Raw genomic sequence first — 21842 nt, forward strand, 5'->3', positions numbered from 1 at the left:
GAAATCGCCCCCTTTTTCTGGACCCCTGAGACCCGAGCCGGTATCTTGGCCGCATACGGGGCGATACGACCCCGAACCTTTGAGGCAGATACATAGGGTCCCATGACCTTTCCCGAGCGGTTTTCGAACCTGCCAGAATACGCGTTTCCGCGTCTGCGGAGCCTTCTCGACGTGCATGCGCCGGGCGGCGAGGTCGTGCATATGACCATCGGCGAGCCCAAACATGCCTTTCCGGGATGGGTGCGCGATGTATTGGCCGACAATATCGACGGTTTCGGCAAGTATCCCCCGAACGAGGGCTGCCCCGAGCTGCGCAACGCCATCGCCGATTGGGTCAAGCGCCGCTATGACGTGACGCTGGATGCCGACACGCAGATCATGGCGCTGAACGGCACGCGCGAGGGGCTGTTTAACGCGGCCATCGCGCTTTGTCCCGAAACCAAGAACGGCAAACGGCCCGTCATCCTGACGCCGAACCCGTTCTATCAGGTCTATGCCGTGGCCGCGCTGGCCGTGGCCGCCGAGCCGCATTTCGTGAATGCCGAGGCCGCGACCGGCTTTCTGCCGGATTATACAGCGCTGCCCGCCGATGTGCTGGACCGGGTCGCCATCGCCTATATCTGTTCGCCCGCGAACCCGCAGGGCGCGGTGGCCGATGATGCCTATTGGCGCGACCTGATCGCCCTGGCCGAGAAACACGATTTCCGCATCTTCGCGGATGAATGCTATTCCGAGATCTACCGCGACACGCCCCCCACCGGCGCCTTGCAGGTGGCGCGCGACATGGGCGCCGATCCCGAGCGGGTGGTGATTTTCCATTCGCTGTCGAAACGGTCGAACCTGCCGGGGCTGCGGTCGGGTTTTGTCGCCGGTGGGCCGGAATGCATCGCGCGGATCAAGCAGTTGCGCGCCTATGCCGGGGCGCCGCTGCCGCTGCCGCTGCAACAGGTCGCGGCGCGTGTCTGGGCGGACGAGGCGCATGTGGTCGAAAACCGCGCGCTTTACGCTGAGAAATTCGCGATTGCCGACGAAGTACTGGGCGACGTCCCGGGATACCAGCCGCCGCAGGCCGGGTTTTTCCTGTGGCTGCCGGTCGCGGATGGCGAACAGGCAGCGTTGCAGGCGTGGCGTGAAACCGGAGTGCGGGTGCTGCCGGGGGCCTATCTGGCCCGCGACACGGCCGCCGGAAACCCGGGCAAGTCATTTATCCGGGTCGCGATGGTGGCCCCAAAACAAGAGATGCAGCGCGGGCTGATCAAGCTTCGCGACTGCTTATACAAGTGAGGATGGGACAGGTATGGCATCGTATCCGATGAAACAGCGCGATCCGCTTTTCGATTCCAACATGCAGGCGGCAATCGAACGGCGCAGCCGCGAGCTGATCGGTCTGGGTCTGATTGCGGCGGGCATTCTGGTCGCGATGATGCTTGGCTCCTATACGCCCGACGATCCCAGCTGGCTGTCGGCCACCGACCAGCCGGCGCAGAACCTGCTGGGGCGGTTCGGGGCTTCCATCGCCTCGCCCCTGTTCGTGATCGTGGGTTGGGGCGCCTGGGGCGTTGCCGTGGGCTTTCTGGTCTGGGGTGCGCGATTCGTCCTGCATCGCGGGGCCGAGCGTGTCTTTGCCCGCGCCGTTTTCGTGCCCATCGCCATCGCGCTTGTGTCGATCTATGCCACCGTCCACACCACGCCCGCCGATTGGCCGCACAGCTTTGGCATGAGCGGCCTGTTCGGCGAAACCGTGATGGGCGCGGTGCTGAACATCCTGCCGGTCAAGGCGACATTCGGGCTGAAGGTCATTGCCGCAATCGTGGCCTTTGCCGCCGCTGGCATGTCGCTTTATGCGCTGGGCTTCGACGGGGCCGAGCTGCGCCGGATCGGGCGGTTCCTGCTGCTGGGGATGATCGTGGCCTATGACGGGCTGATGCGGCTGTTGGGGCAGGGCGCGACCGGCGCCGTGCAGGGGGCGCAGGCGCTGCATGCCCGCGCCCGGGCCCGCCGCGCCGCCAATGCGCGCGCGCAGGAATACGCGCCCGAACCGCGCGTGCACCGCGCCGCCGAACCCGATTACAGCATGGACGCGGCCCCGGTGATCGAGGAGTCGTTCGACGAAAAACCCGGCCTGATGGCTCGCATGCCCTCGCTGATCCGGCGCAAGCAGGCATCGCTGGAGCCAGAGCTGATCGAGCATCATCTGCCCGACGATCTGGCCGATGCCCCGGGTCCCAATGACGAACGCATCCGCGCCCGCATCGCCGAGGTGATCAATAACCGCGCCCGGCAGAAGCCGACCCTGAACGCCATGCGCAGCGAACCGCCGCTGATGCGCAGCCGTATGGCCGAGCCGCCGCTGCACGCCCCGGTGCCGCAGGTCCACGCCACCGCGCCGATGGCCCCTTCCGTCACCGTGCCGCCCGCGCCAGAGACGGATTTCGATATGGATATGGCGGCGGCCTATGACGCGCAGCCGGGTTATGACGATTACGATGACCATGCGCCGCTCGACACCGATGACACGCATATGGCCGATCCGATGATGGACGAGGCGCCCCAGCAAGCGCCGATGCCCGTGCCGCGTCAGGAATTGTCGCGCCGCGTGGTCCAGCACCCGGTCAAGAAGCCAGTGCAGCCGTCGCGCCGCGCCCAGGCCGAGGCGCAGCCCGCCCTGCAATTCGAGGAAAGCAGCACCGATTACGAGCTGCCGCCGCTGTCGCTGCTGACCAATCCCACCACCATCGAACGGCATGTGCTGTCGGACGAGGCGCTGGAGGAAAACGCGCGGATGCTGGAAAACGTGCTGGACGATTACGGCGTCAAGGGCGAGATCGTCAGTGTCCGCCCCGGCCCCGTGGTCACCATGTACGAACTGGAACCGGCACCGGGCCTGAAGGCCAGCCGTGTGATCGGCCTGGCCGACGATATCGCGCGGTCGATGTCGGCCCTGTCGGCGCGGGTCAGCACCGTGCCGGGCCGCAGCGTGATCGGGATCGAGCTGCCCAATGCCAATCGCGAAAAGGTCGTCCTGCGCGAGATCCTGGCCAGCCGCGACTATGGCGATGGCAACCACCGCCTGCCGCTGGCGCTGGGCAAGGATATCGGCGGGGATTCGATGGTCGCCAACCTGGCCAAGATGCCCCACCTGCTGATCGCGGGGACCACCGGTTCGGGTAAATCCGTGGCGATCAACACCATGATCCTGTCGCTGCTTTACAAGCTGACACCGGATGATTGCCGCCTGATCATGATCGACCCCAAGATGCTGGAACTGTCGGTCTATGACGGTATTCCGCACCTGCTGAGCCCGGTTGTGACCGACCCCAAGAAGGCGGTCGTCGCGCTGAAATGGGTCGTGGGCGAGATGGAAGAGCGCTATCGCAAGATGTCCAAGATGGGCGTGCGCAACATCGAAGGCTACAACGGCCGTGTCGCCGATGCCCAGGCGCGGGGCGAGATGTTCAGCCGCACCGTCCAGACGGGCTTTGACGACGAAACCGGCGATCCGATCTTCGAGACCGAGGAATTCGCGCCTGAAAAGATGCCCTTCATCGTGGTCATCGTCGACGAGATGGCCGACCTGATGATGGTTGCCGGCAAAGAGATCGAGGCCTGCATTCAGCGTCTGGCACAGATGGCGCGGGCCTCGGGCATCCACCTGATCATGGCCACGCAGCGCCCGTCGGTCGACGTGATCACCGGCACGATCAAGGCCAACTTCCCCACAAGGATTTCGTTCCAGGTGACGTCCAAGGTCGACAGCCGCACGATCCTGGGCGAAATGGGGGCCGAGCAGCTTCTGGGCATGGGCGACATGCTGTACATGGCCGGTGGCGGCAAGATCACCCGCTGTCATGGCCCCTTTGTCAGCGACGAAGAGGTCGAAGAGATCGTCAATCACCTGAAATCCTTCGGCCCGCCCGATTACAAGAGCGGCGTGGTCGATGGCCCCGACGAGGAAAAGGAAAGCGATATCGACGCGGTCCTGGGCCTGGGTGGGAACACCAATGGCGAGGATGCGCTTTACGATCAGGCCGTGGCCATCGTGATCAAGGATCGCAAATGCTCGACCTCGTATATCCAGCGCAAACTGGCCATCGGCTATAACAAGGCCGCGCGCCTGGTCGAGCAGATGGAGGAAGAAGGCGTCGTTTCCAGCGCCAACCACGTGGGCAAGCGCGAGATCCTGGTCCCCGAACAGGCCTGATCCCGTCGACAGGACATAGCGGGCGCGTGATATTGCCTATCACGCGCCCGCTTCCCATTTCTGAGCCGATGCGGGATGCATTCCCGCCCGGAAATGACTAGGTAGAGCTTATGAAAATGCTTCGTTTCGCCCTCGCCCCGGTTCTGGCCATCGCCATGACGGTGCCCGCCGCCGCGGAAAAGCTGTCGCTGTCGCAGCTGTCCTCGTATCTCAACAGCTTTTCGACGGCACAGGGGGAATTCACCCAGGTTAACGCCGATGGCACGCTGTCCACCGGCACGCTTTACATCAAACGCCCGGGCCGTGTGCGGTTCGAATACGCCCCGCCCAACGCCGCGCTTGTGATGGCGGGCGGCGGCCAGGTGGCGGTGTTCGACCCGAAATCGAACCAGCCGCCCGAGCAATACTCGCTGAAACGCACGCCGCTGAACCTGATCCTGGCGGAGAACGTCAATCTGGGCCGGGCCAAGATGGTCGTGGGTCATACCAGCGACGGCAAGACCACCACCGTGGTCGCGCAGGACCCCGAGAACCCTGAATACGGCTCGATCGCGCTGGTCTTTTCCGACAGCCCCGTGGCGCTGCGCCAATGGGTCATCACCGACGATACCGGGTCGAAGACCACGGTCGTGCTGGGCGATCTGAAAACCGGTGTTCAGATCGGCGCCAGCAAGTTCAACATCGTTCAGGAAACCCGCAAGCGGGTCGGCGGGAACTGATCCCGCCTAGCGCCGGCAATAGGCCAGCTGCGACCGGTATGTCTGGGACCGGCTGGCCACCTCGCCCGAGACCCTGAGCAGCCAGGATTTGCTGTTATAGCTGCCCCGCGCGTAACCGGCATGCCCCTCGTGATAGGCCAGGTACTGGTTGCGCGCATCATGCAGCGGAATGCCGTTCTTGGACCGGCTCTGGTTCATGTACCAGCCCATGAAATCCGTGGCGTCGTCGATATCGTCCCGCTTGGCGCGACGGTTGCCGGTGCTGCTGCGGTATTCGTCCCAGGTCGCATCCAGCGCTTGGGCATAGCCGAAGGCCGAACTTTGCCGCCCCATCGGGATGACCCCCAGCGCATAGCGCAGCGGGGTGCGCGCATCGCCGATGAATTTGCTTTCCTGATAGATCGTCGCCATCTGCACATGCACCGGCACGCCCCAGCGACGCTCGGTCCGTTGCATCGCCCGCAGGTATTGCGGTCGCTGGCTGACAATGCTGCACGCATTGTCCAGGTTACGCGGTGCGCTATCCGATCCACCGCCGCCGCACCCTGCCAAGACCAGCAGGGTCAAAACGCGAAGAAGTCTGCTCATCTGCCTCGCCCGATTTTCGTTTTTAATTGCGGGGATCATACGCGAAAACGCCCGGACGGGAAATCACATTTCGAACGAACAAGTTCGATTGGCGAAGCGTTCCGAAATTGGTTACAATGGACCCAACAAACCGGCATTGACGGCTGGTGAGGGTTGCAAAACAGGCAGAATCACTGTCATGGGCACGGTCACAGACTGTTTCCGGCATTTTCCACACGGTCTGATGGACAGATCCTGCCTCGAAAGAGTAAAAGGTCCCCGGTAGGGGTAAAAAGTAATGCTGAAGACTCAAGCAAAATATCACTTGGGCCAGGTTGTGCGCCATCGCAAGCATCCGTTTCGGGGCGTTGTCTTCGACGTTGATGCGATCTTTTCCAATACCGAGGAATGGTATGCGGCGATCCCCGAGGACAGCCGCCCGTCCCGTGACCAGCCGTTCTATCACCTGCTGGCGGAAAACGACCAAAGCTATTACGTGGCCTATGTGTCCGAACAGAACCTGATCCCGGACGAAACCGGCGAACCGGTCGATCACCCGGATCTGGACGATCTGTTCGGCGAATTCGAAGACGGCCACTATCCGCTTCAGTTTCAGCTGAACTAGGCGTCAGTACCCCAACGCACAGCCATCCTTGCGCGGATCGGACGCGCCGATCAGAACGCCCGCGTCGTGGTCGATCGCGATGGCCTGCGCGCCGCCGATCGCGGTTTCGGGCGTGGCCACCTTGTGCCCCAGATCCGAAAGCCCGGCCCGCACCGCATCGCCATAGCCGCGTTCGACATTCAGCACCCCGGCATCGGCAAAGCAGCGCGGCGCGTCGATCGCCGTCTGCGCGTCCATGTCGTAATCCACCAGGTTGGTTAGGAACCGCGCGTGCCCGTTGGGCTGATACGCGCCGCCCATGACACCGAATGGCATCGTGACGCGCCCGTCGCGTTTCAGCATACCGGGAATGATCGTGTGCATCGGCCGCTTGCCGCCGCCGGCCTCGTTCGGGTGGCCCTGTTCCAGCGTGAACCCCGCGCCGCGGTTCTGGAAATTGATCCCGTATTTCTCGGACGCCAGCCCCGAACCGAAGCTGTGAAAGATCGAATAGATCAGCGAAACCGCCATCCGGTCGCGGTCGACCACGGTGATATAGATCGTGTCGCGGTGCACCGCCTCGGAAAGCGGGGCGGCGGCGGCCATCGCGCGGTTGGGGTCGATCAGCCCGGCCAGTTTCGTGGCCGTATCGGGCGACAGCATATGCGCCAGCCGGGTGGTGTAATCGGCATCCGCCAGCAGCCGGTTGCGCGTGTCATAGGCCAGCTTGGCGGCCTCGGCCTCGATATGTGCGCGTTCGGTTCCCAGCGGATCCATCCCCGGCAGGTCGAAGCACGCCAGGATATTGGCCATCAGGATCGCGGTCGCGCCTTGGCCATTGGGCGGATGCTCGACCAGATCGACGCCCTTGTAATTGCCGCTGATCGGGTCGGTGTAATCGCAGGCGGTGTTGGCGAAATCGTCCAGGCTGTGCGTGCCGCCCAGGGCGCGCAGGCTGTCGACCATATCCTGTGCGACCGCGCCGGCATAGAACCCCGCGCGCCCCTGTTGCGCGATCTGGCGCAGGACCTCGGCCTGGCCCGGCGCGCGAAAGATCTGGCCCGGTTCGGGCGCCTGCCCGTTCAACAGGTACAGATCGCGCGCCCAGCCCTGCAGCCGGTCACGGGCGATCCGCCAGTCGAAGGCCACGCGCGGGGCGACCGGCACGCCGGTTTCCGCGTAATGGATCGCGGGCGCCAGGATGCGCTCCAGCCCGATCTGCCCCCAATCGTCGGACAGGCGGCAGAAAGCGTCGATCGCGCCGGGAATGGTGACCGAATTGACATCGCCCAGCGGGATCGTGGACAGGCCGCTGGCGCGTAGCGCGTCGGCCGACATTCCGGCAGGTGCCCGCCCCGACCCGTTCAGCGCGATGATGTCATCGCGGCCCCCGGGCGACAAAAGCACGAAGCAATCCCCGCCGATCCCGGTCATCTGCGGCTCGCAGATCCCCAGAAGCACCGCACCGGCAATCGCGGCATCGACGGCATTTCCGCCATCTTCCAGGATCCGGATGGCGGTTTTCGCCGCCAGCGGATGCGATGTGGCGCAGATCCCGTTCTGTGCATATACAGCCGAGCGTCCGGGCACTTGAAAATCGCGCATGATCTGTCCTCTCCCCAGGGTGTTCCGACCCTAGAAAGCGACGCGGGATTTGCCAATGTGGTTTTTGGGATTTTGTCCTCGACGCCGCGCGCTGGGTGGGGGCTGTTGGCGCGGCGCCGAGGGAAGCCATATAGCAGCTACAGTTTTTTGCTAGAGGCGCATTCGGGCGCGACTGAGGACTCAATAAGACCGTTTTGTGGCGGGATTTCAGGCCATTTGGACCATGGACAGCCGGAATTTCAGAATATTGTCGCCAGATTCGCGCCGATAGTTCAGGTCCTGTGCCAGATCATCGATGATTTTCCAGCCAAACCCCCCTTCGGGCAGGGTTTCGGGCGCGGGGCACTGGCGGGGGCGATCGGCCGTCGGAACGATCTGGTCGGGCATCGGGCGCCCCTGATCGCGCAGCTCCACCTGCAGATCCTGATCCGTGTGCCGCAGGACCAGCCCGATCTGTCCGCTGCCCACGGTGTCATAGGCGTGTTCGACGATATTGTTCAGCGCCTCGGCCAGCACGATCTGCGAGGTCGACTGAAACTCGCCACTGACCGGAATTTTCTGCAATGCATCGCTGATCTTGCGCAGCGCATCGCGGACGGCAAAGGGATCGTTGGGGATGATCAGTTTCAGCAACAAGGTGCCGTGATCGGCGCCCAAACGCGTCGAGGATGGCATTTGGCGGCTCCTCATCTGGTGTCAGGCCGCATCCGCATCCGCGCCAAGCGCTGCGGTCATGTCCGGATGGATGGTGAATACGCTGTCCATCCGGGTCAGGTGAAAGACCTTGGCCACCGTGGGGGTCAGCGCGGCCAGTTCCAGCTTTCGCTCGGGCCCCAGATATTTCATCGACGCCACCACCGCGCCCAGCCCGCTGCTGTCCAGGAAATCGACCCGTCCCATATCGGCGATGACCCGGCCTGGGGCGTCATTCATCAACGCGCGCATCTGATCCTTGAACTGGATGGCCACAGCCGCATCGATCCGGCTCTCCATCACCCGGATGACAAAGGCATTTCCGATTGTTTCTGCGTCCAATTGCATGCAATGCTCCCTTCGGGTTGGGGCAACGCTAGCCCGCAATCGTTACCAAGACGTTTCCAGAGGGGCATTTCTTGCCACGCCGCGCCGACTATTCCGCCCTGTCCAGAACCATCGCCGCCCTGACCGAGGGCGAGGATGACACCGTCGCCCTGATGGCCACGCTGGCCTGCGAAATTCACCACGCCGACGACCGTTTCGACTGGACGGGCTTTTATCGTGCCGTCGCGCCAGATCTGCTGAAGATCGGCCCCTATCAGGGCGGGCATGGCTGCCTGACCATCCCGTTTTCGCGCGGTGTCTGCGGTGCGGCCGCCCGCACGCGGCAGGTGCAGCTTGTCGATGATGTCGATGCCTTTCCGGGCCATATCGCCTGCGCCAGTTCCACGCGGTCCGAAATCGTCCTGCCGGTGATCGGCGCGGATGGCGCGCTGCTGGGCGTTCTGGATATCGACAGCGACCGGCCAGCCGCGTTCACCCAGGCCGACAGCGACGGATTGTCGGCCATCCTGACACAGGTTTTCGGAGGGTAAGATGCTGAACGGAAGCTGCCTGTGCGGCGGGGTCACCTTCACGGTCTCGGGCCCCGTGCCCGGCCCGTCGGTCTGTCATTGCAGCCAGTGCCGCAAGCAATCGGGGCATCTGTGGTCCTCATCCCATGTACCGGACGCAGACCTGACCATCACCGGCGACAGCCTGCGCTGGTACAAATCCTCGGACCTGGCCGCGCGCGGCTTCTGCGGCACCTGCGGATCGTTCCTGTTCTGGCGCAAGGCGGGCGAGGGGCATACATCCTTCGCGATGGGCGCCATCGACGGGCCCAGCGGTGTGACACTGGCCAAGCACATCTTCACCGCCGACAAGGGCGATTATTACACCATCGACGACGGCCTGCCGCAGTCCTGACATTGCACAGCCGCGCCCCAGGGGTTAGCTGCGTGGCATGAGCGCTACCTATGACCCGCCGCAAACGCCGCTGAGCATCCTGCACGAGGATCACCACATCCTGATCGCCGACAAGCTGTCGGGCCTTTTGTCCGTGCCCGGGCGCGGCGAGCATCTGGCCGATTGCCTGCTGTCCCGCGTGCAAGAGGCGTTCCCAGACGCCCTGCTGGTCCACCGGCTGGACCGCGACACGTCGGGCGTGATGGTCTTTGCCCTGACCCCGCAGGCGCAGAAATCTCTTGGCCAACAGTTCGAGGCCCGCAAGGTCCGCAAGACCTATGTCGCCCGCGTCTGGGGCGAGATGGCCGAGAAATCGGGGACCATCGATCTGCCGCTGATCGTCGACTGGCCCAACCGTCCATTGCAGATGGTCGACCGTGAAAACGGCAAGCCCGCGATCACCGATTGGAAGCTGCAGCGCAACGAAAACGGCACCGCGCGCGTCCGCCTTTACCCGCGCACCGGGCGCAGCCACCAGCTGCGCGTGCATATGCGTGAAATCGGCTACCCGATTCTGGGCGATCCGTTCTATGCGACCGGGCCCGCCCGCGAGGCACCCCGCCTGATGCTGCATGCCGAAAGCCTGCGCTTCAACCACCCCGATGGCGGGCGCGGCGTGACCTTTACCAGCAAATGCCCGTTCTAGTCCTTCTTCTTGGGTAAAATATCCTCGGGGGTTCGGGGGCAGACAGCCCCCGACCGACGCGGCCGCGCGCGGCTCAGCCCTGTTCCGGGTCCCAGCCGCTGACCGCCTTGACCTCCAGGAAATCCTCCAGCCCCCAGGTGCCGCCCTCGCGCCCGTTGCCCGATTGCTTGACCCCGCCAAACGGGCTGCCCGCGGCGCGGGACTGGCCGTTCATCTCGACCATGCCGGACCGCAACTGCCGCGCCACGCGGTTGCGGCGGGCACCGTCCTGCGACTGGACATAGTTGGTCAGGCCATAGGGCGTGTCATTGGCGATGGCGATCGCCTCTTCCTCGGTGTCAAAAGGCAGGATCGACAGCACCGGGCCAAAGATTTCCTGCTGGGCGATGGTCATGTCGTTCGATACATCGGCAAAGACCGTGGGTCGCACGTAATAGCCGCGATTGACCCCCTCGGGCCGGCCCAAGCCCCCCGCGACCAGCCGCGCGCCGTCATCCATGCCGGCCTGGATCAGGTCCTGGATCTTGTCGAACTGGGCCTGGCTGACCACCGGACCGATATGGCGCCCGCTTTCATGGGCCGATCCCACGGCCATCGCTTCGGCCACACCGGCGGCGATCTCGACCGCCGCGTCATAGCGCCCGCGCTGCACCAGCATCCGGGTGGGCGCGTTGCATGACTGGCCGGTATTGTTGAAGCAATGCAGCGCGCCGCGTTTGACCGCCTTGTCATCCGCATCGTCGAAGATGATGTTGGCGCCCTTGCCGCCCAGCTCCAGATGGACGCGTTTCAGCGTATCGGCGGCATTCTTGGAAATCGCGATGCCCGCCCGGGTCGAGCCGGTGAAGGACACCATGTCCACATCCGCGTGCCCGGACAGCTGCGTGCCCACGCCCGCCCCGTCGCCATTGACCAGGTTGAAGACGCCCGGCGGGGTGCCTGCGGCCTCCATGATCTCGGCAAAGACCAGCGACGACAGCGGCGCGATCTCGGACGGTTTCAGCACCATCGTGCAGCCCGTCGCAATCGCCGGAATGACCTTCAGCGTGACCTGGTTCATCGGCCAGTTCCACGGCGTGATCATCCCCACCACACCGACCGGATCCAGCAGGATCCGGTCATTGGGCGCGTGATCGCCCAGCGGGCGGTCGAATTCGAAATCCTTCAGCGCGGTCAGGAAGTTCTGGATGTGCCAGATGCCCGCGCCGACCTGCTGGCTGCGGGCCATGTCGATGGGTGCGCCCATTTCCAGGCTCATCGCCTGGGCCAGATCCTCGGCCCGCTTGCCGTATTCCTCGGCAATCCGTTCGACCAGCGCCATGCGCTCGGCCTTGGGCACCTGCGACCAGGTGGCAAAGGCGCGCTTCGCGGCGGCCACGGCGGCATCGGTGTCGGCCTGCCCACCCAGCGAGATCACCGCGCAGACATCCTCGGTCGACGGGTTTAGCACATTGAAATCATTGGGTTTTGCGGCGTCTACCCAGACACCGTCGATATAGAATTGACGCTTTTCGATCATTCCGGCCTCCATTGGATTTTGCGACACCTTGTCACCCACCGGTCAGAGTCGCAACTAGGGGGATGAACCGCAGCGATTTAGATTTTATCTAGGGGTCAGAGTTTCAACCTTCTGAACCGAAAAGGGCTTCTTCATGGGACTGCGCATCAACGACACCGTACCGAATTTCACCGCCAAGACCGATCAGGGCGAGATCACCTTTCACGACTGGATCGGCGACAACTGGGCGATCCTGTTTTCGCACCCCAAGGATTTCACGCCCGTCTGCACGACCGAATTCGGCGCCGTGGCACAGCTGGCGACCGAATGGGAAAAGCGCGGCACCAAGGTGATCGGCCTGTCGGTCGACAGCGCCGATGAGCACGTGAAATGGAAATCCGATATCGAGGGCTTCTCGGGCGCGACCGCGGGTTTCCCGATCATCGCGGACGAGGATCTGGCGGTCTCGAAAGCCTTCGACATGCTCCCGGCCGAGGCTTACCTGCCCGATGGTCGCACCGCCGCCGACAGCGCCTCGGTCCGGTCGGTGTTCATCATCGCGCCGAACAAGAAGGTGCAGCTGATCATGACCTATCCGATGTCGGTCGGCCGCAACTTCGCCGAGGTGCTGCGCGCCCTGGACGCTTTGCAGGCCACCTATGAAACCCCCATCGCGACGCCCGCGAACTGGACCACCGGCCAGGACGTGATCATCGCGCTGTCGCTGGACGATGCCGCGGCCAAGGACAAGTTCGGCGAATTTGACGCCAAGCTGCCCTATCTGCGCACGACCAAGGCACCGGCCTAAGCCACACGCCAAGACAAAGCAAAAGGCCCCGGAATTCCGGGGCCTTTCGTATTTCTGACAAAGGGTTGGGCCGATTATTCGGCCTCTTCCTTCTTGGCCTCTTCGCCGGTTTCCTGATCGACGACCTTCATCGACAGGCGCACCTTGCCGCGATCGTCGAAGCCCAGCAGCTTGACCCAGACCTCCTGGCCTTCTTTCAGCACATCGCTGGGATGGTTCAGGCGGCGGTTTTCGATCTGGCTGACATGCACGAGGCCGTCGCGCTTGCCGAAGAAGTTCACGAAGGCGCCGAAATCGACGATCTTGACCACGGTGCCCTTGTAAACCTTGCCTTCTTCCGGCTCGGCCACGATCGAATAGATCATGTCATGTGCCTTCTGGATGGCTTCGGCGTTGGGCGATGCGATCTTGATCACGCCGTCGTCGTTGATGTCGACCTTGGCGCCCGACACTTCGACGATCTCGCGGATGACCTTGCCGCCCGACCCGATCACTTCGCGGATCTTGTCGGTGGGCACGGTCATGGTTTCGATCCGCGGTGCGTGGACCGAGAATTCCGCGGTGCCCGAAAGCGCCTTGTTCATCTCGCCCAGGATGTGCATCCGGCCCTCTTTGGCTTGGGCCAGGGCTTTTTCCATGATCTCGGGCGTGATGCCCGCGACCTTGATGTCCATCTGCAACGAGGTGATGCCCTCTTCGGTGCCGGCCACCTTGAAGTCCATGTCGCCCAGGTGATCCTCGTCACCCAGAATGTCGGTCAGGATGCCATAGGAGCCGTCTTCTTCCAGCACCAGCCCCATGGCCACACCGGCCACGGCGGCCTTCAGCGGTACGCCTGCATCCATCATCGACAGCGAACCGCCGCAGACCGACGCCATCGACGACGAGCCGTTGGATTCGGTGATTTCCGACACCAGACGCAGGGTATAGGGGAAGTCGGTTGCCGCAGGCAGAACCGCCTGAAGCGCGCGCCATGCCAGCTTGCCGTGACCGATCTCGCGGCGGCCGGGGCTGCCCACGCGGCCCACTTCGCCGACCGAATAGGGCGGGAAGTTGTAATGCAGCATGAAGTTCGATTTGAAGTTGCCATGCAGCGCGTCGATGAACTGTTCGTCATCGCCGGTGCCCAGCGTGGTCACGACCAGACCCTGGGTCTCGCCACGGGTGAACAGCGCCGAACCATGCGTCCGCGGCAGCAGGCCGGTTTCGCAGACGATCGGGCGGACCTGATCCAGCGCACGGCCGTCGATGCGGCGGCCGTTCTTGACCACGTCACCGCGCAGAACGGAGGATTCCAGCTTCTTGATCGCCGACCCCAGGTTGGCGTCTTCCAGCTGCTCTTCGCTCAGGCCGGACTTGATGCCCTCTTTCGCGGCGGCCACGGCGGCCACGCGTTCCTGCTTGTCGGTGATGGCATAGGCGGCGCGCATCGCGTCCTCGCCCGCGGCCTTCACGACCTCGTACAGTTCCGAGTAATCCGGCGGGGTGAAGTCGAACGGCTCTTTCGCGGTCTCTTCGGCCAGGCTGATGATCAGGTCGATCACCGGCTGGATCTGCTCGTGCGCGAAGGTCACCGCGCCCAGCATTTCGGCCTCGGTCAGCTCATAGGCCTCGGATTCCACCATCATCACGGCGTCCTTGGTCCCGGCGACAACCAGGTCCAGACGCTGTTCGGGGTTGTTGCGCAGATCCTGCATGTCATCGACATCGGGGTTCAGCACATAGTCGCCATCGACAAAGCCCACACGGCAACCCGCGATCGGCCCCATGAAGGGCGCGCCGGAAATGGTCAGCGCGGCGGATGCGGCGATCATTGCGACGATGTCGGGATCGTTGACCAGGTCATGGCTCAGCACGGTGCACATCACCAGCACTTCGTTCTTGAACCCCGGGACGAACAGCGGGCGGATCGGACGGTCGATCAGACGCGCGGTCAGGGTCTCTTTCTCGGTCGGGCGCGCTTCACGCTTGAAGAACCCGCCGGGGACCTTGCCCGCCGCATAGTATTTTTCCTGGTAGTGCACGGTCAGCGGAAAGAAATCCTGCCCCGGCTTCTGTTCCTTGGCGAAGGTCACGTTGGCCATGACCGATGTCTCACCCAGCGTTGCGACGACCGTGCCATCTGCCTGGCGCGCAATCTTGCCGGTTTCCAGTGTCAGCGTCTCATCGCCCCACTGGATCGATTTTTTAACTTCGTTGAACATTATCGTATCCTGTCTGGAAGCACTCCCGGGCCCTCCCGGGTCTTCCGTTTGCATGGCGGCCCCATTGCCGCCGCCCCCAATCCTGTCGCATGTGCCCGGGGGCCTTGGGCGTCACGTCTCAGATGCGGGGGCCATACAGGAATCCCGGGCGAAAGGAAAGCATGCTCTTTCAGGGGCGCGGGAAAAGCGCGGGTGGCATCAGGTCAGCGGCGGCGTCTGCCACAGCCGGATCTTCAGTCCGCCATGCGCCACGATCGTCCCCGGCGCGTCGAAGGGCAGGCCGGTGGATTTGGCCAGCCCCGCATCGGTGGTGATCAGCCCCACGCGCCAGCCCGCGAACCGGCTGCGCATGGCTTCCCCGAACTGACCATAGACCGCATAAAGCGGCCCCTTCTTGCCGATCCGCCCGCCATAGGGCGGGTTGACGATCACCAGCCCCGGCGGACCGTCGGGCGGGGTCAGGTCAGCGACCGCGGTCTGTTCGAACTGCGTCCAGTCGGCAACCCCGGCGCGGTCGGCATTGGCGCGGCTCATCTTCACCGCGCCGGCATCGCGGTCGCTGCCGTAAAACCCGTGATCCACCGCACGGGCCGGGGTGGCCTGACGCAGGGCGGCGACGGCCTCGGGGTCGTATCCGGCCAGTTGTTCGAAGGCGAAGTGACGCGAGCGGCCGGGCAGCATGTTCGCGGCGATCTCGGCCGCCTCGATCACGAAAGTGCCCGAGCCGCACATCGGGTCCAGCACCGACTCGTTCCCGTCAAAGCCACAGGCGCGCAGGAACATCGCCGCCATGGTTTCGCGCATCGGGGCCTTGTTCACCGCTTCCTTGTGGCCGCGCTTGTGCAGCGATGCGCCGGTGGTATCCAGGCTGATCGTGCACAGGTCGTCGTCGATCCGCGCCTTGATCGTGATCGGTGCGTCATCGGCCACGGGGATGCCCGCACCTTCGCCTATGGCGCGCGTGATCCGCTGGGCCGCCGCACCGGCGTGATAGATCCGCGATTTGCGGCAGGTCGCTTCGACCCGCACCGGCACATCGGTGCGCAGCAGGTCGGCCCAGGGCACCTTGCGCGCGCGTTTGTCCAACTGCGCCAGATGCAGCGCGCGAAATTCCGCGATCCGCACCAGCACCCGCGTCGCCCCGCGCACCGCCAGGTTGGCGCGCCAGATCTCGGGCCAGCCGCCACGGATGGTCACACCGCCCGGAACCTGCGCCACGCCATCGTAGCCAAGCGCGCGGACCTCGTCGGCCAGGGGCGCTTCCAGCCCCGGGGTGGCCACAAGGAAGATGTCGAAAGGGTCGGACATGATGCGCGCTCTTCTACAGCCTGAAACGAAAACGCCCGCTCGGGTCAGAGCGGGCGAATAGTCGATCGGATCGGCGAAGCCTTAGCGGCGGATGCCCAGCTTCTGGATCAGGTCGGTGTAACGGCCTTCATCCTTGCCCTTCAGATAGTCCAGCAGCTTGCGGCGCTGGGCCACCAGCTTCAGAAGGCCACGGCGCGAGTGGTTGTCCTTCTTGTGGGTCTTGAAGTGCTCGGTCAGGGTCGAGATGCGGCTGGTCAGGATCGCAACCTGAACCTCGGGCGAACCGGTGTCGCCGTCCTTGGTCGCGTATTCCTTGATCAGGCGGTTCTTTTCTTCAACAGTGATCGACATCGGGGTCTCCTATCATCTGGTCCATGGCGCAGGCCGGGATGTCGTCCAGCAAGGCCCGTGGAGATTGCCCGCCGGTTATCCGACGGATGCGCGCGTATAGGGGATTCGGCGGAAAAAGGAAAGTCCCGCGATCAGATCGCCTGTATCACGGTTTCCGCAACGCTTTCGGCGATCAGCGTGATCTGCGCCGGATCCAGCCCGACGGCATCGACCAGTTCCGCCAGCGGTTCGCCGTCCAGCATCAGCATCATGTTGTCGGGGTTGCCCTCGACCGGCTCCAGCGTGACGACCGGATCGATATGGATCGTATCGTCATACAGCACGACCAGCTCGTCCTGTTCGGCATCGAAATCCTCGATCAGGGCGGTGTTGTCGGCGTCGATCCAGTCACCCAGGGCAAATGTATCCGCGCCATCCCCGCCATGCAGGTTGTCGCCCGCCCCGCCCAGCAGGACATCGTCACCATCCCCGCCATTCAGGTAATCGGTCAGGTTGTCATCCTCAAACCTGCCATCGGGTGTCAGCGTCCCGCCGATCACCGTATCCTGGCCCGCATTGCCATTGACCACATCGGCGCCCGCGCCGCCGATGACCATATCATTGTCCAGCCCCCCCATCAGCGCATCGTCGCCCGCGTCCCCGGTCAGCCGGTCGTCGCCCGGCCCGCCGATCAGCGTGTCGTTGCCATCCCCGCCCGACAGGACATCATCCCCGGCCTGACCGCTCAGCTGATCCGCACCGGCGCCGCCAAAGACCGCATCCGCGCCCAGATCGCCGTGCAGCTGGTCATCACCCAGATCCCCATGCAGCAGATCGTCATCATCCGCGCCCAGCAACAGGTCATCGCCCGCGCCACCGATCAGCGTGTCGTCACCGCCGTTGCCCTGCACGACATCGTCACCGTCCAGCGCATCCAGAAGATCGCCGGTTTCGCCGCCGATCAGCGTGTCGGCGTCATCGGTGGGGCGGTCGTGGTCGTCATGGTCGTCGTCATCATCGCCGCCGCTGTCGATATCGACGGTCGCGCCGATCATCAGCATGCTGAGCAGACCTGCCAATCCAAACATCGTGCAATTCCAGTTGAGACATGCGGGGTCAAAAGTTCCCGATATGTTCACCCTATGCCGGTTTTGCCCGCGTCAGAAGTGTTTCCCATGTTCAAGGTTAACCGCAATTCATCATGCGGGCGCGGGGCACCAGGGTTCGGGCTGCTGGCTGTAGGGGCGGTAAAGCGGGTGGCGGGGGTGGCCGTCCTTGGTCAGGCCCAGATGGCAGAGCGTATATCCACCCGCGTTCAGCATCGCGGCCACCTGCGGCCCGCGATCCAGATGCGCGCCATGCACGCCCCAGCCGCACACGATCCGGTCGGCCCAGTCGGCGGCCGCGATCAGGTGGCGGTCATTGTCGGGGCCCAGCGGCGCGTCGGCCGCCCGCAGATCGCGCGGATCGGTGGCGCGAAAGGCAAACAGGTTCACCACCCGGAATGCGCCTGCCCCCATCTGCCGCGCGCGCCGCTCGCAGCGTTCGATGGTGGGGTCGTTGCGCAGCTCGCTCGCGGTCGAGGGGTTAAGCATCACATAGGCCACGCGCGGCCCCGCACCCCATTCACGCGTCAGGGCATACCGGTAAACCTCGCAATCGGAATAAAGCGCAGTGGAAAATGTGCCGTTCTGGTCATGGGTGCGGGTGATCATGGGGCCGCGTTGTGGCCCCGGATCGGGATTTGTTCAAGCCGCTTCGACCTCTCGTCGGTCCGCCCACGGCTGACACGACGCCATAGGGTCAGTGGTTGAAAACCCGGCTTGGGTGCAGCTCTCCCGCGCGATAGATGCCAACCGCGACCGCCTTGCCGTCGAAGGACGCCCAGGCCTCGTCGCCGTATTCCACGTCCGACGCCAGTACCATGCCGGGATTGCCATGCCGCAACTTTGCTGCACCCTCGGGCGTGCAGCGCAGTTCGGGCAAGCCATCCAGCCCGACCTCGAGCGGGTGCAGGTATTCGTCCAGCGCGGGCGATTTCGCCATCTGGTCCAACAGGTCAAAGGCGATGCCGTCCTCGACCTCGAACGGGCCGGACCAGATCCGGCGCAGTTCGCGGACATGACCCAAGCAGCCCAGCGTGTCGCCCAGATCGCGCGCGATGGCGCGGACATAGCCGCCCTTGCCGCAGACCATTTCCAGCGTCACATGATCGGCATCGGGGCGCGCGATCATGTCCAGACTTTCGACATAAAGCGGCCGCGCGGCGATCTCGAATTCCTCGTCGTCACGGGCCAGCTTATAGGCGCGCTCGCCATCGATCTTGACCGCGCTGAATTTCGGCGGGACCTGCATGATGTCGCCGGTAAAGCCGGGCAGGGCGGCGCGGATCTGGTCGTCGGTCGGGCGCGTGTCGCTGGTCGCGGTCACCTCGCCCTCGGCGTCGTCGGTATTGGTGGCCTGGCCCAGCCGCGCGGTGAACCGATACGCCTTCAGCGCGTCGGTGATATAGGGGACCGTCTTCGTCGCCTCGCCCAATGCTACGGCCAGAACGCCCGTCGCCTCGGGGTCCAGCGTGCCGGCGTGACCGGCCTTTTTCGCATCGAACGCCCAGCGGACCTTGTTGACCACCGCGTTCGAAGAGATGCCGGCGGGCTTGTCGACGACCAGCCAGCCCGAAATGTCGCGTCCTTTACGGCGGCGTGCCACGGTTGCCTCCTGCGTATGTGAACAGGGCCGGGGTGCTAGCGCCTTGTGCGGGGCGCGTCAACGGGAACGCGGCACGACGGTGCCGATGATCGGCCCCATGGGAAAGCCCGCGTCGTGCCGGTCGATCCCCGGCGCATACAGGCGCGAGATCTTGCCGTCGAAATAAAGCGCGTTGGGGGTTTTCAGCACATCGCGGAACAGGCGGCCGAATTCGTGAAACCGCACCCGGCTGTCCGAGATCGCGAAATGCACCAGCCCATCGGCATCGACGCCCACACCATTGCGGATATAGCGCGAGGTGCTGTCGACCAGAAAACGCGGATGCAGTTCCCCGTCGATCACCAGCATCGGGCCGGATTGCGTGGCGTGGGTGCAGGTGGGGGACTCTTCTATATAGGTCAGCGTTTCGATCACCCGCGCGCCACCCGGAAAGACGCAGAAGATACCATTGGGCAAAAGCCCGAAATTGCCCGGCCCCGCATTGGGCACCGCCGCGCGGGTCTGTTCGCCGTTTTCGATGTAAAGCCCGACCGGGGCGCGGTCGGCGTGATACATGCCGGCATTCATCGCAAAGCCCAGCTGCGTGCCGTCGCCCTCCAGCATCGCGTCCACGCGGGCGAAGCTGCCCAGCACGACGCCGTCGGCATCGGTGCGAAAAAGGCGCAGCGCCTCGACCTTGGGATCGACGGTGCAGACGGTAAAGCGCAGGTCGTCCAGAACCTCAGGCCGGCAATCGGCGGCGCGGGTCGCCGTGGACAGCGCCGCCAGCAGCAGCGCCATCAGGGTCGCCTTAATCGTCGTCGTCATCGTCATGCAGGTCGCGCTGCACATCGTCCTGACCCAGCAGGCGGCGGGTTTCGTCCATCCGGTCGAAGGTCTCGTCCAGCACGAAGCGCAGCTCGGGCGCGAATTTCAGCGCCACAGCCTTACCGACCGCACGGCGCAGCTCGCCCTTGTTCCGGCGCAGCAGCGCCAGCGCCTCGTCGGCATGCTGGCCGCCCAGCGGCAGCACGAATGCGGTCGCGACCTTCAGGTCAGGCGAGGTGCGCACCTCGCCCACGGTGATCGACATGCGGTTCAGCTCGGGGTCGTGCACATCACCGCGCGCCAGCACCTCGGACAGGGTGCGGCGGATCAGTTCGGCGACGCGAAGCTGGCGTTGCGACGGCCCGGCGCCGGTATGAAACTTGTTTTTAGCCATGCGCTGCATCTAGGGTATGTGCTGCCCTGCCGCAAGCGGGGCTTTGCCAAGCGTCGCGCCCTGAGCTAAACGAAGCCGACGGAATGCAAGGAGTGGACGCATGAGCAATCTGCCGGGGATCGTGATTACCGGGGCATCGGGCCGGATGGGCCAGATGCTGATGCGGACTGTCCTGGAAAGCCCGCATGCGCGGCTGGTCGGCGCCATCGAGCGACCGGGCCATGAATGGATCGGCCGCGATGTGGGCGAGATCCTGCGCGAGGACGCGGTCGGCGTCGCCATCACCGACGACCCGCTGGAGGCGATGGCCAAGGCGCAGGCGGTGATCGATTTTACCGCCCCCGCCGCGACCGTGCAGTTTGCCGAGATCGCCGCCCAGGCCCGCGCCGTGCATGTGATCGGCACCACCGGGCTCGCCGAGGATGATCTGGAAAAGATCGCCCTGGCCGCGCGCCATGCGGTCGTGGTGCGGGCGGGTAACATGAGCCTGGGCGTGAACCTGTTGACCCTGCTGACCCGCAAGGTGTCAAAAGCCTTGGGTGTCGATTACGATATCGAGGTGGTCGAGGCGCACCACAAGCACAAGGTCGACGCACCTTCGGGTACGGCGCTGATGCTGGGCGAGGCCGCCGCCGAAGGCCGGGGCGTTGCGCTGGCGGATGTCTCGGACCGGGGCCGCGACGGCATCACCGGCGCCCGCCAGCCGGGGCATATCGGATTCTCGGCCATTCGCGGCGGCGACATTGTGGGCGAGCATGACGTGATCTTCGCGGGCGAGGGCGAACGCGTGATCCTGCGCCACGTGGCGACCGACCGGCGCATCTTTGCCCGTGGCGCGCTGCGGGCCGCGCTGTGGGGGCAGGGCAAGCATCCCGGCGAATACGATATGGTCGACGTTCTGGGGATCTGAGCGCCGCCACACCTTGCCACCGCCCCGGCGTTTTGGAATGGTCGCATCCAGAACGATAAGGGAGGATCGGCAATGGCAGGGAAATGGTTCGACGAGCTGGAAATCGGGATGGTGTTCGACCACCCGATCCGGCGCACGGTGACGGAAACGGACAATGTCCTGTTCACCACCATGACCCACAATCCTGCCCAGCTGCACCTGGACGAGGAATACTGCCGCACCCAGACCGAATTCGGCCAGCGCGTGGTGAATTCCTGTTTCACCCTGTCGCTGATGGTCGGCATCTCGGTCGCCGAAACCACGCTGGGCACGGCGGTCGCGAACCTCGGCTGGGACGAGGTGCGCTTTCCCAAGCCGGTCTTTCATGGCGACACGCTTCGGGTGGAAACCACGGTGGTCGACCTGCGCGACAGCAAATCGCGCCCCGATCAGGGCATCGTGACCTATGAACACCGCGCCTATAATCAGCGTGACGAGCTGGTGGCGATCTGCAAGCGCGCGGGTCTGCAACGAAAGGCACCGGCATGACCCACATCCGTTCCTTTCTGT

24 protein-coding genes (1 of these 24 only partly in view) are annotated in these 21842 nt (G+C 64.4%); 11 read left to right on the forward strand and 13 right to left on the reverse strand.

The annotated features are described in order from the left end of the window. Nucleotides 1–102 precede the first annotated feature (102 nt). The 3 genes from CLM60_RS08430 to CLM60_RS08440 all read left to right on the forward strand — a co-directional run bounded on the left by CLM60_RS08430 (nt 103) and on the right by CLM60_RS08440 (nt 4920). Nucleotides 103–1284: an aminotransferase class I/II-fold pyridoxal phosphate-dependent enzyme gene (locus tag CLM60_RS08430; protein ID WP_095588736.1), complete on the forward strand. Its 1182-nt coding sequence runs from the start codon at nt 103–105 to the stop codon at nt 1282–1284. Between the two features lie 13 nt (nt 1285–1297). Next, the gene (locus tag CLM60_RS08435; RefSeq protein ID WP_095588737.1) at nt 1298–4201 is read left to right on the forward strand and encodes a DNA translocase FtsK; all 2904 of its coding nucleotides are present in this window, start codon (nt 1298–1300) and stop codon (nt 4199–4201) included. A 110-nt stretch (nt 4202–4311) separates the two neighbouring features. Continuing rightward, a complete protein-coding gene (locus tag CLM60_RS08440) occupies nt 4312–4920 on the forward strand; it encodes a LolA family protein (protein ID WP_095588738.1) in 609 nt (202 codons plus the stop codon). A gap of 6 nt (nt 4921–4926) precedes the next feature. Here the strand turns inward: CLM60_RS08440 and CLM60_RS08445 are convergent, their stop codons facing one another. Further along, entirely contained in the window at nt 4927–5508 is a 582-nt protein-coding gene (locus CLM60_RS08445) for a transglycosylase SLT domain-containing protein (RefSeq protein ID WP_095588739.1), read from the reverse strand. A 277-nt stretch (nt 5509–5785) separates the two neighbouring features. Here CLM60_RS08445 and hspQ point away from each other — a divergent pair, with 277 nt between their 5' ends. Continuing rightward, entirely contained in the window at nt 5786–6112 is a 327-nt protein-coding gene (gene hspQ / locus CLM60_RS08450) for a heat shock protein HspQ (protein ID WP_036555938.1), read from the forward strand. Nucleotides 6113–6115: 3 nt separating this feature from the next. On the opposite strand, the gene CLM60_RS08455 is transcribed toward hspQ, so the two are convergent. The 3 genes from CLM60_RS08455 to CLM60_RS08465 form a co-directional block, all read right to left on the reverse strand. Continuing rightward, a complete protein-coding gene (locus CLM60_RS08455) occupies nt 6116–7696 on the reverse strand; it encodes a gamma-glutamyltransferase family protein (RefSeq protein ID WP_095588740.1) in 1581 nt (526 codons plus the stop codon). Between the two features lie 207 nt (nt 7697–7903). After that, on the reverse strand, nt 7904–8371 hold the full coding sequence (locus CLM60_RS08460) for an ATP-binding protein (protein WP_176473830.1): 468 nt from the start codon (nt 8369–8371) through the stop codon (nt 7904–7906). Nucleotides 8372–8392: 21 nt separating this feature from the next. Beyond that, entirely contained in the window at nt 8393–8737 is a 345-nt protein-coding gene (locus CLM60_RS08465; RefSeq protein WP_095588742.1) for an STAS domain-containing protein, read from the reverse strand. 71 nt (nt 8738–8808) lie between these two features. Here CLM60_RS08465 and CLM60_RS08470 point away from each other — a divergent pair, with 71 nt between their 5' ends. Genes CLM60_RS08470 through CLM60_RS08480 form a run of 3 tightly spaced genes read left to right on the forward strand, consistent with a single transcriptional unit; the run spans nt 8809 to nt 10325 of the window. Beyond that, a complete protein-coding gene (locus CLM60_RS08470; RefSeq protein ID WP_245848307.1) occupies nt 8809–9267 on the forward strand; it encodes a GAF domain-containing protein in 459 nt (152 codons plus the stop codon). Nucleotide 9268: 1 nt separating this feature from the next. After that, nucleotides 9269–9640 carry a GFA family protein gene (locus CLM60_RS08475; protein ID WP_095588743.1) on the forward strand — a complete coding sequence of 124 codons (372 nt, stop codon included), beginning with the start codon at nt 9269–9271 and terminating at the stop codon, nt 9638–9640. Between the two features lie 37 nt (nt 9641–9677). Further along, nucleotides 9678–10325, forward strand: coding sequence for a pseudouridine synthase (locus CLM60_RS08480; protein ID WP_095588744.1), 648 nt, complete (start codon nt 9678–9680; stop codon nt 10323–10325). Nucleotides 10326–10398: 73 nt separating this feature from the next. On the opposite strand, the gene CLM60_RS08485 is transcribed toward CLM60_RS08480, so the two are convergent. Continuing rightward, a complete protein-coding gene (locus CLM60_RS08485) occupies nt 10399–11844 on the reverse strand; it encodes an aldehyde dehydrogenase family protein (RefSeq protein WP_095588758.1) in 1446 nt (481 codons plus the stop codon). 133 nt (nt 11845–11977) lie between these two features. Between CLM60_RS08485 and CLM60_RS08490 the strand changes: the two genes are divergently transcribed. After that, nucleotides 11978–12631, forward strand: a complete 654-nt coding sequence (locus CLM60_RS08490) for a peroxiredoxin (RefSeq protein WP_095588745.1) — start codon at nt 11978–11980, stop codon at nt 12629–12631. 74 nt (nt 12632–12705) lie between these two features. Here the strand turns inward: CLM60_RS08490 and pnp are convergent, their stop codons facing one another. From pnp to rbfA, 8 genes are all read right to left on the reverse strand, one after another. Further along, a complete protein-coding gene (pnp, locus tag CLM60_RS08495; protein WP_095588746.1) occupies nt 12706–14835 on the reverse strand; it encodes a polyribonucleotide nucleotidyltransferase in 2130 nt (709 codons plus the stop codon). A gap of 198 nt (nt 14836–15033) precedes the next feature. Continuing rightward, on the reverse strand, nt 15034–16143 hold the full coding sequence (locus CLM60_RS08500; protein WP_095588747.1) for a THUMP domain-containing class I SAM-dependent RNA methyltransferase: 1110 nt from the start codon (nt 16141–16143) through the stop codon (nt 15034–15036). 81 nt (nt 16144–16224) lie between these two features. Next, nucleotides 16225–16494 (reverse strand): 30S ribosomal protein S15, encoded by a 270-nt coding sequence (rpsO, locus tag CLM60_RS08505; RefSeq protein WP_036555923.1) that lies wholly within the window; start codon nt 16492–16494, stop codon nt 16225–16227. Nucleotides 16495–16625: 131 nt separating this feature from the next. Then, nucleotides 16626–17561 carry a calcium-binding protein gene (locus CLM60_RS08510; RefSeq protein ID WP_095588748.1) on the reverse strand — a complete coding sequence of 312 codons (936 nt, stop codon included), beginning with the start codon at nt 17559–17561 and terminating at the stop codon, nt 16626–16628. 111 nt (nt 17562–17672) lie between these two features. After that, nucleotides 17673–18188, reverse strand: a complete 516-nt coding sequence (locus tag CLM60_RS08515; RefSeq protein ID WP_095588749.1) for a DUF1643 domain-containing protein — start codon at nt 18186–18188, stop codon at nt 17673–17675. A gap of 88 nt (nt 18189–18276) precedes the next feature. Next, nucleotides 18277–19182, reverse strand: a complete 906-nt coding sequence (gene truB / locus CLM60_RS08520; protein ID WP_095588750.1) for a tRNA pseudouridine(55) synthase TruB — start codon at nt 19180–19182, stop codon at nt 18277–18279. A 57-nt stretch (nt 19183–19239) separates the two neighbouring features. Then, entirely contained in the window at nt 19240–19989 is a 750-nt protein-coding gene (locus tag CLM60_RS08525) for a phosphodiester glycosidase family protein (protein WP_095588760.1), read from the reverse strand. Continuing rightward, nucleotides 19973–20383, reverse strand: coding sequence for a 30S ribosome-binding factor RbfA (gene rbfA / locus CLM60_RS08530; RefSeq protein WP_095588759.1), 411 nt, complete (start codon nt 20381–20383; stop codon nt 19973–19975). The genes CLM60_RS08525 and rbfA overlap by 17 nt, the downstream gene beginning before the upstream one ends. Before the next feature lie 100 nt (nt 20384–20483). Between rbfA and dapB the strand changes: the two genes are divergently transcribed. From dapB to CLM60_RS08545, 3 genes are all read left to right on the forward strand, one after another. Then, nucleotides 20484–21293, forward strand: coding sequence for a 4-hydroxy-tetrahydrodipicolinate reductase (gene dapB / locus CLM60_RS08535; protein ID WP_095588751.1), 810 nt, complete (start codon nt 20484–20486; stop codon nt 21291–21293). A gap of 72 nt (nt 21294–21365) precedes the next feature. Then, on the forward strand, nt 21366–21821 hold the full coding sequence (locus CLM60_RS08540) for a MaoC family dehydratase (protein WP_095588752.1): 456 nt from the start codon (nt 21366–21368) through the stop codon (nt 21819–21821). Then, nucleotides 21818–21842: the 5' end (the start) of an HpcH/HpaI aldolase/citrate lyase family protein gene (locus CLM60_RS08545; protein WP_095588753.1), read on the forward strand. The gene runs 842 nt beyond the window's last position; only the first 25 of its 867 coding nucleotides appear in the window; its start codon is at nt 21818–21820; the stop codon falls past the right edge of the window. Before CLM60_RS08540 ends, CLM60_RS08545 begins: the two co-directional genes overlap by 4 nt.

The organism is Actibacterium ureilyticum (genome assembly GCF_002285435.1).
GTDB lineage: Bacteria > Pseudomonadota > Alphaproteobacteria > Rhodobacterales > Rhodobacteraceae > Actibacterium_C > Actibacterium_C ureilyticum.

Bases quoted from the DNA above. Each gene is read 5' to 3' on its own strand.
- hspQ (WP_036555938.1), top strand. From the start codon at position 5,786: ATGCTGAAGACTCAAGCAAAATATCACTTGGGCCAGGTTGTGCGCCAT.
- rpsO (WP_036555923.1), bottom strand. From the start codon at position 16,494: ATGTCGATCACTGTTGAAGAAAAGAACCGCCTGATCAAGGAATACGCG.
- CLM60_RS08485 (WP_095588758.1), bottom strand. From the start codon at position 11,844: ATGATCGAAAAGCGTCAATTCTATATCGACGGTGTCTGGGTAGACGCC.
- CLM60_RS08515 (WP_095588749.1), bottom strand. From the start codon at position 18,188: ATGATCACCCGCACCCATGACCAGAACGGCACATTTTCCACTGCGCTT.
- CLM60_RS08445 (WP_095588739.1), bottom strand. From the start codon at position 5,508: ATGAGCAGACTTCTTCGCGTTTTGACCCTGCTGGTCTTGGCAGGGTGC.
- CLM60_RS08430 (WP_095588736.1), top strand. From the start codon at position 103: ATGACCTTTCCCGAGCGGTTTTCGAACCTGCCAGAATACGCGTTTCCG.
- CLM60_RS08465 (WP_095588742.1), bottom strand. From the start codon at position 8,737: ATGCAATTGGACGCAGAAACAATCGGAAATGCCTTTGTCATCCGGGTG.
- dapB (WP_095588751.1), top strand. From the start codon at position 20,484: ATGAGCAATCTGCCGGGGATCGTGATTACCGGGGCATCGGGCCGGATG.
- CLM60_RS08455 (WP_095588740.1), bottom strand. From the start codon at position 7,696: ATGCGCGATTTTCAAGTGCCCGGACGCTCGGCTGTATATGCACAGAAC.
- CLM60_RS08540 (WP_095588752.1), top strand. From the start codon at position 21,366: ATGGCAGGGAAATGGTTCGACGAGCTGGAAATCGGGATGGTGTTCGAC.
- CLM60_RS08440 (WP_095588738.1), top strand. From the start codon at position 4,312: ATGAAAATGCTTCGTTTCGCCCTCGCCCCGGTTCTGGCCATCGCCATG.
- CLM60_RS08435 (WP_095588737.1), top strand. From the start codon at position 1,298: ATGGCATCGTATCCGATGAAACAGCGCGATCCGCTTTTCGATTCCAAC.
- CLM60_RS08500 (WP_095588747.1), bottom strand. From the start codon at position 16,143: ATGTCCGACCCTTTCGACATCTTCCTTGTGGCCACCCCGGGGCTGGAA.
- CLM60_RS08525 (WP_095588760.1), bottom strand. From the start codon at position 19,989: ATGACGACGACGATTAAGGCGACCCTGATGGCGCTGCTGCTGGCGGCG.
- CLM60_RS08475 (WP_095588743.1), top strand. From the start codon at position 9,269: ATGCTGAACGGAAGCTGCCTGTGCGGCGGGGTCACCTTCACGGTCTCG.
- rbfA (WP_095588759.1), bottom strand. From the start codon at position 20,383: ATGGCTAAAAACAAGTTTCATACCGGCGCCGGGCCGTCGCAACGCCAG.
- CLM60_RS08460 (WP_176473830.1), bottom strand. From the start codon at position 8,371: ATGCCATCCTCGACGCGTTTGGGCGCCGATCACGGCACCTTGTTGCTG.
- CLM60_RS08490 (WP_095588745.1), top strand. From the start codon at position 11,978: ATGGGACTGCGCATCAACGACACCGTACCGAATTTCACCGCCAAGACC.
- CLM60_RS08480 (WP_095588744.1), top strand. From the start codon at position 9,678: ATGAGCGCTACCTATGACCCGCCGCAAACGCCGCTGAGCATCCTGCAC.
- CLM60_RS08510 (WP_095588748.1), bottom strand. From the start codon at position 17,561: ATGTTTGGATTGGCAGGTCTGCTCAGCATGCTGATGATCGGCGCGACC.
- pnp (WP_095588746.1), bottom strand. From the start codon at position 14,835: ATGTTCAACGAAGTTAAAAAATCGATCCAGTGGGGCGATGAGACGCTG.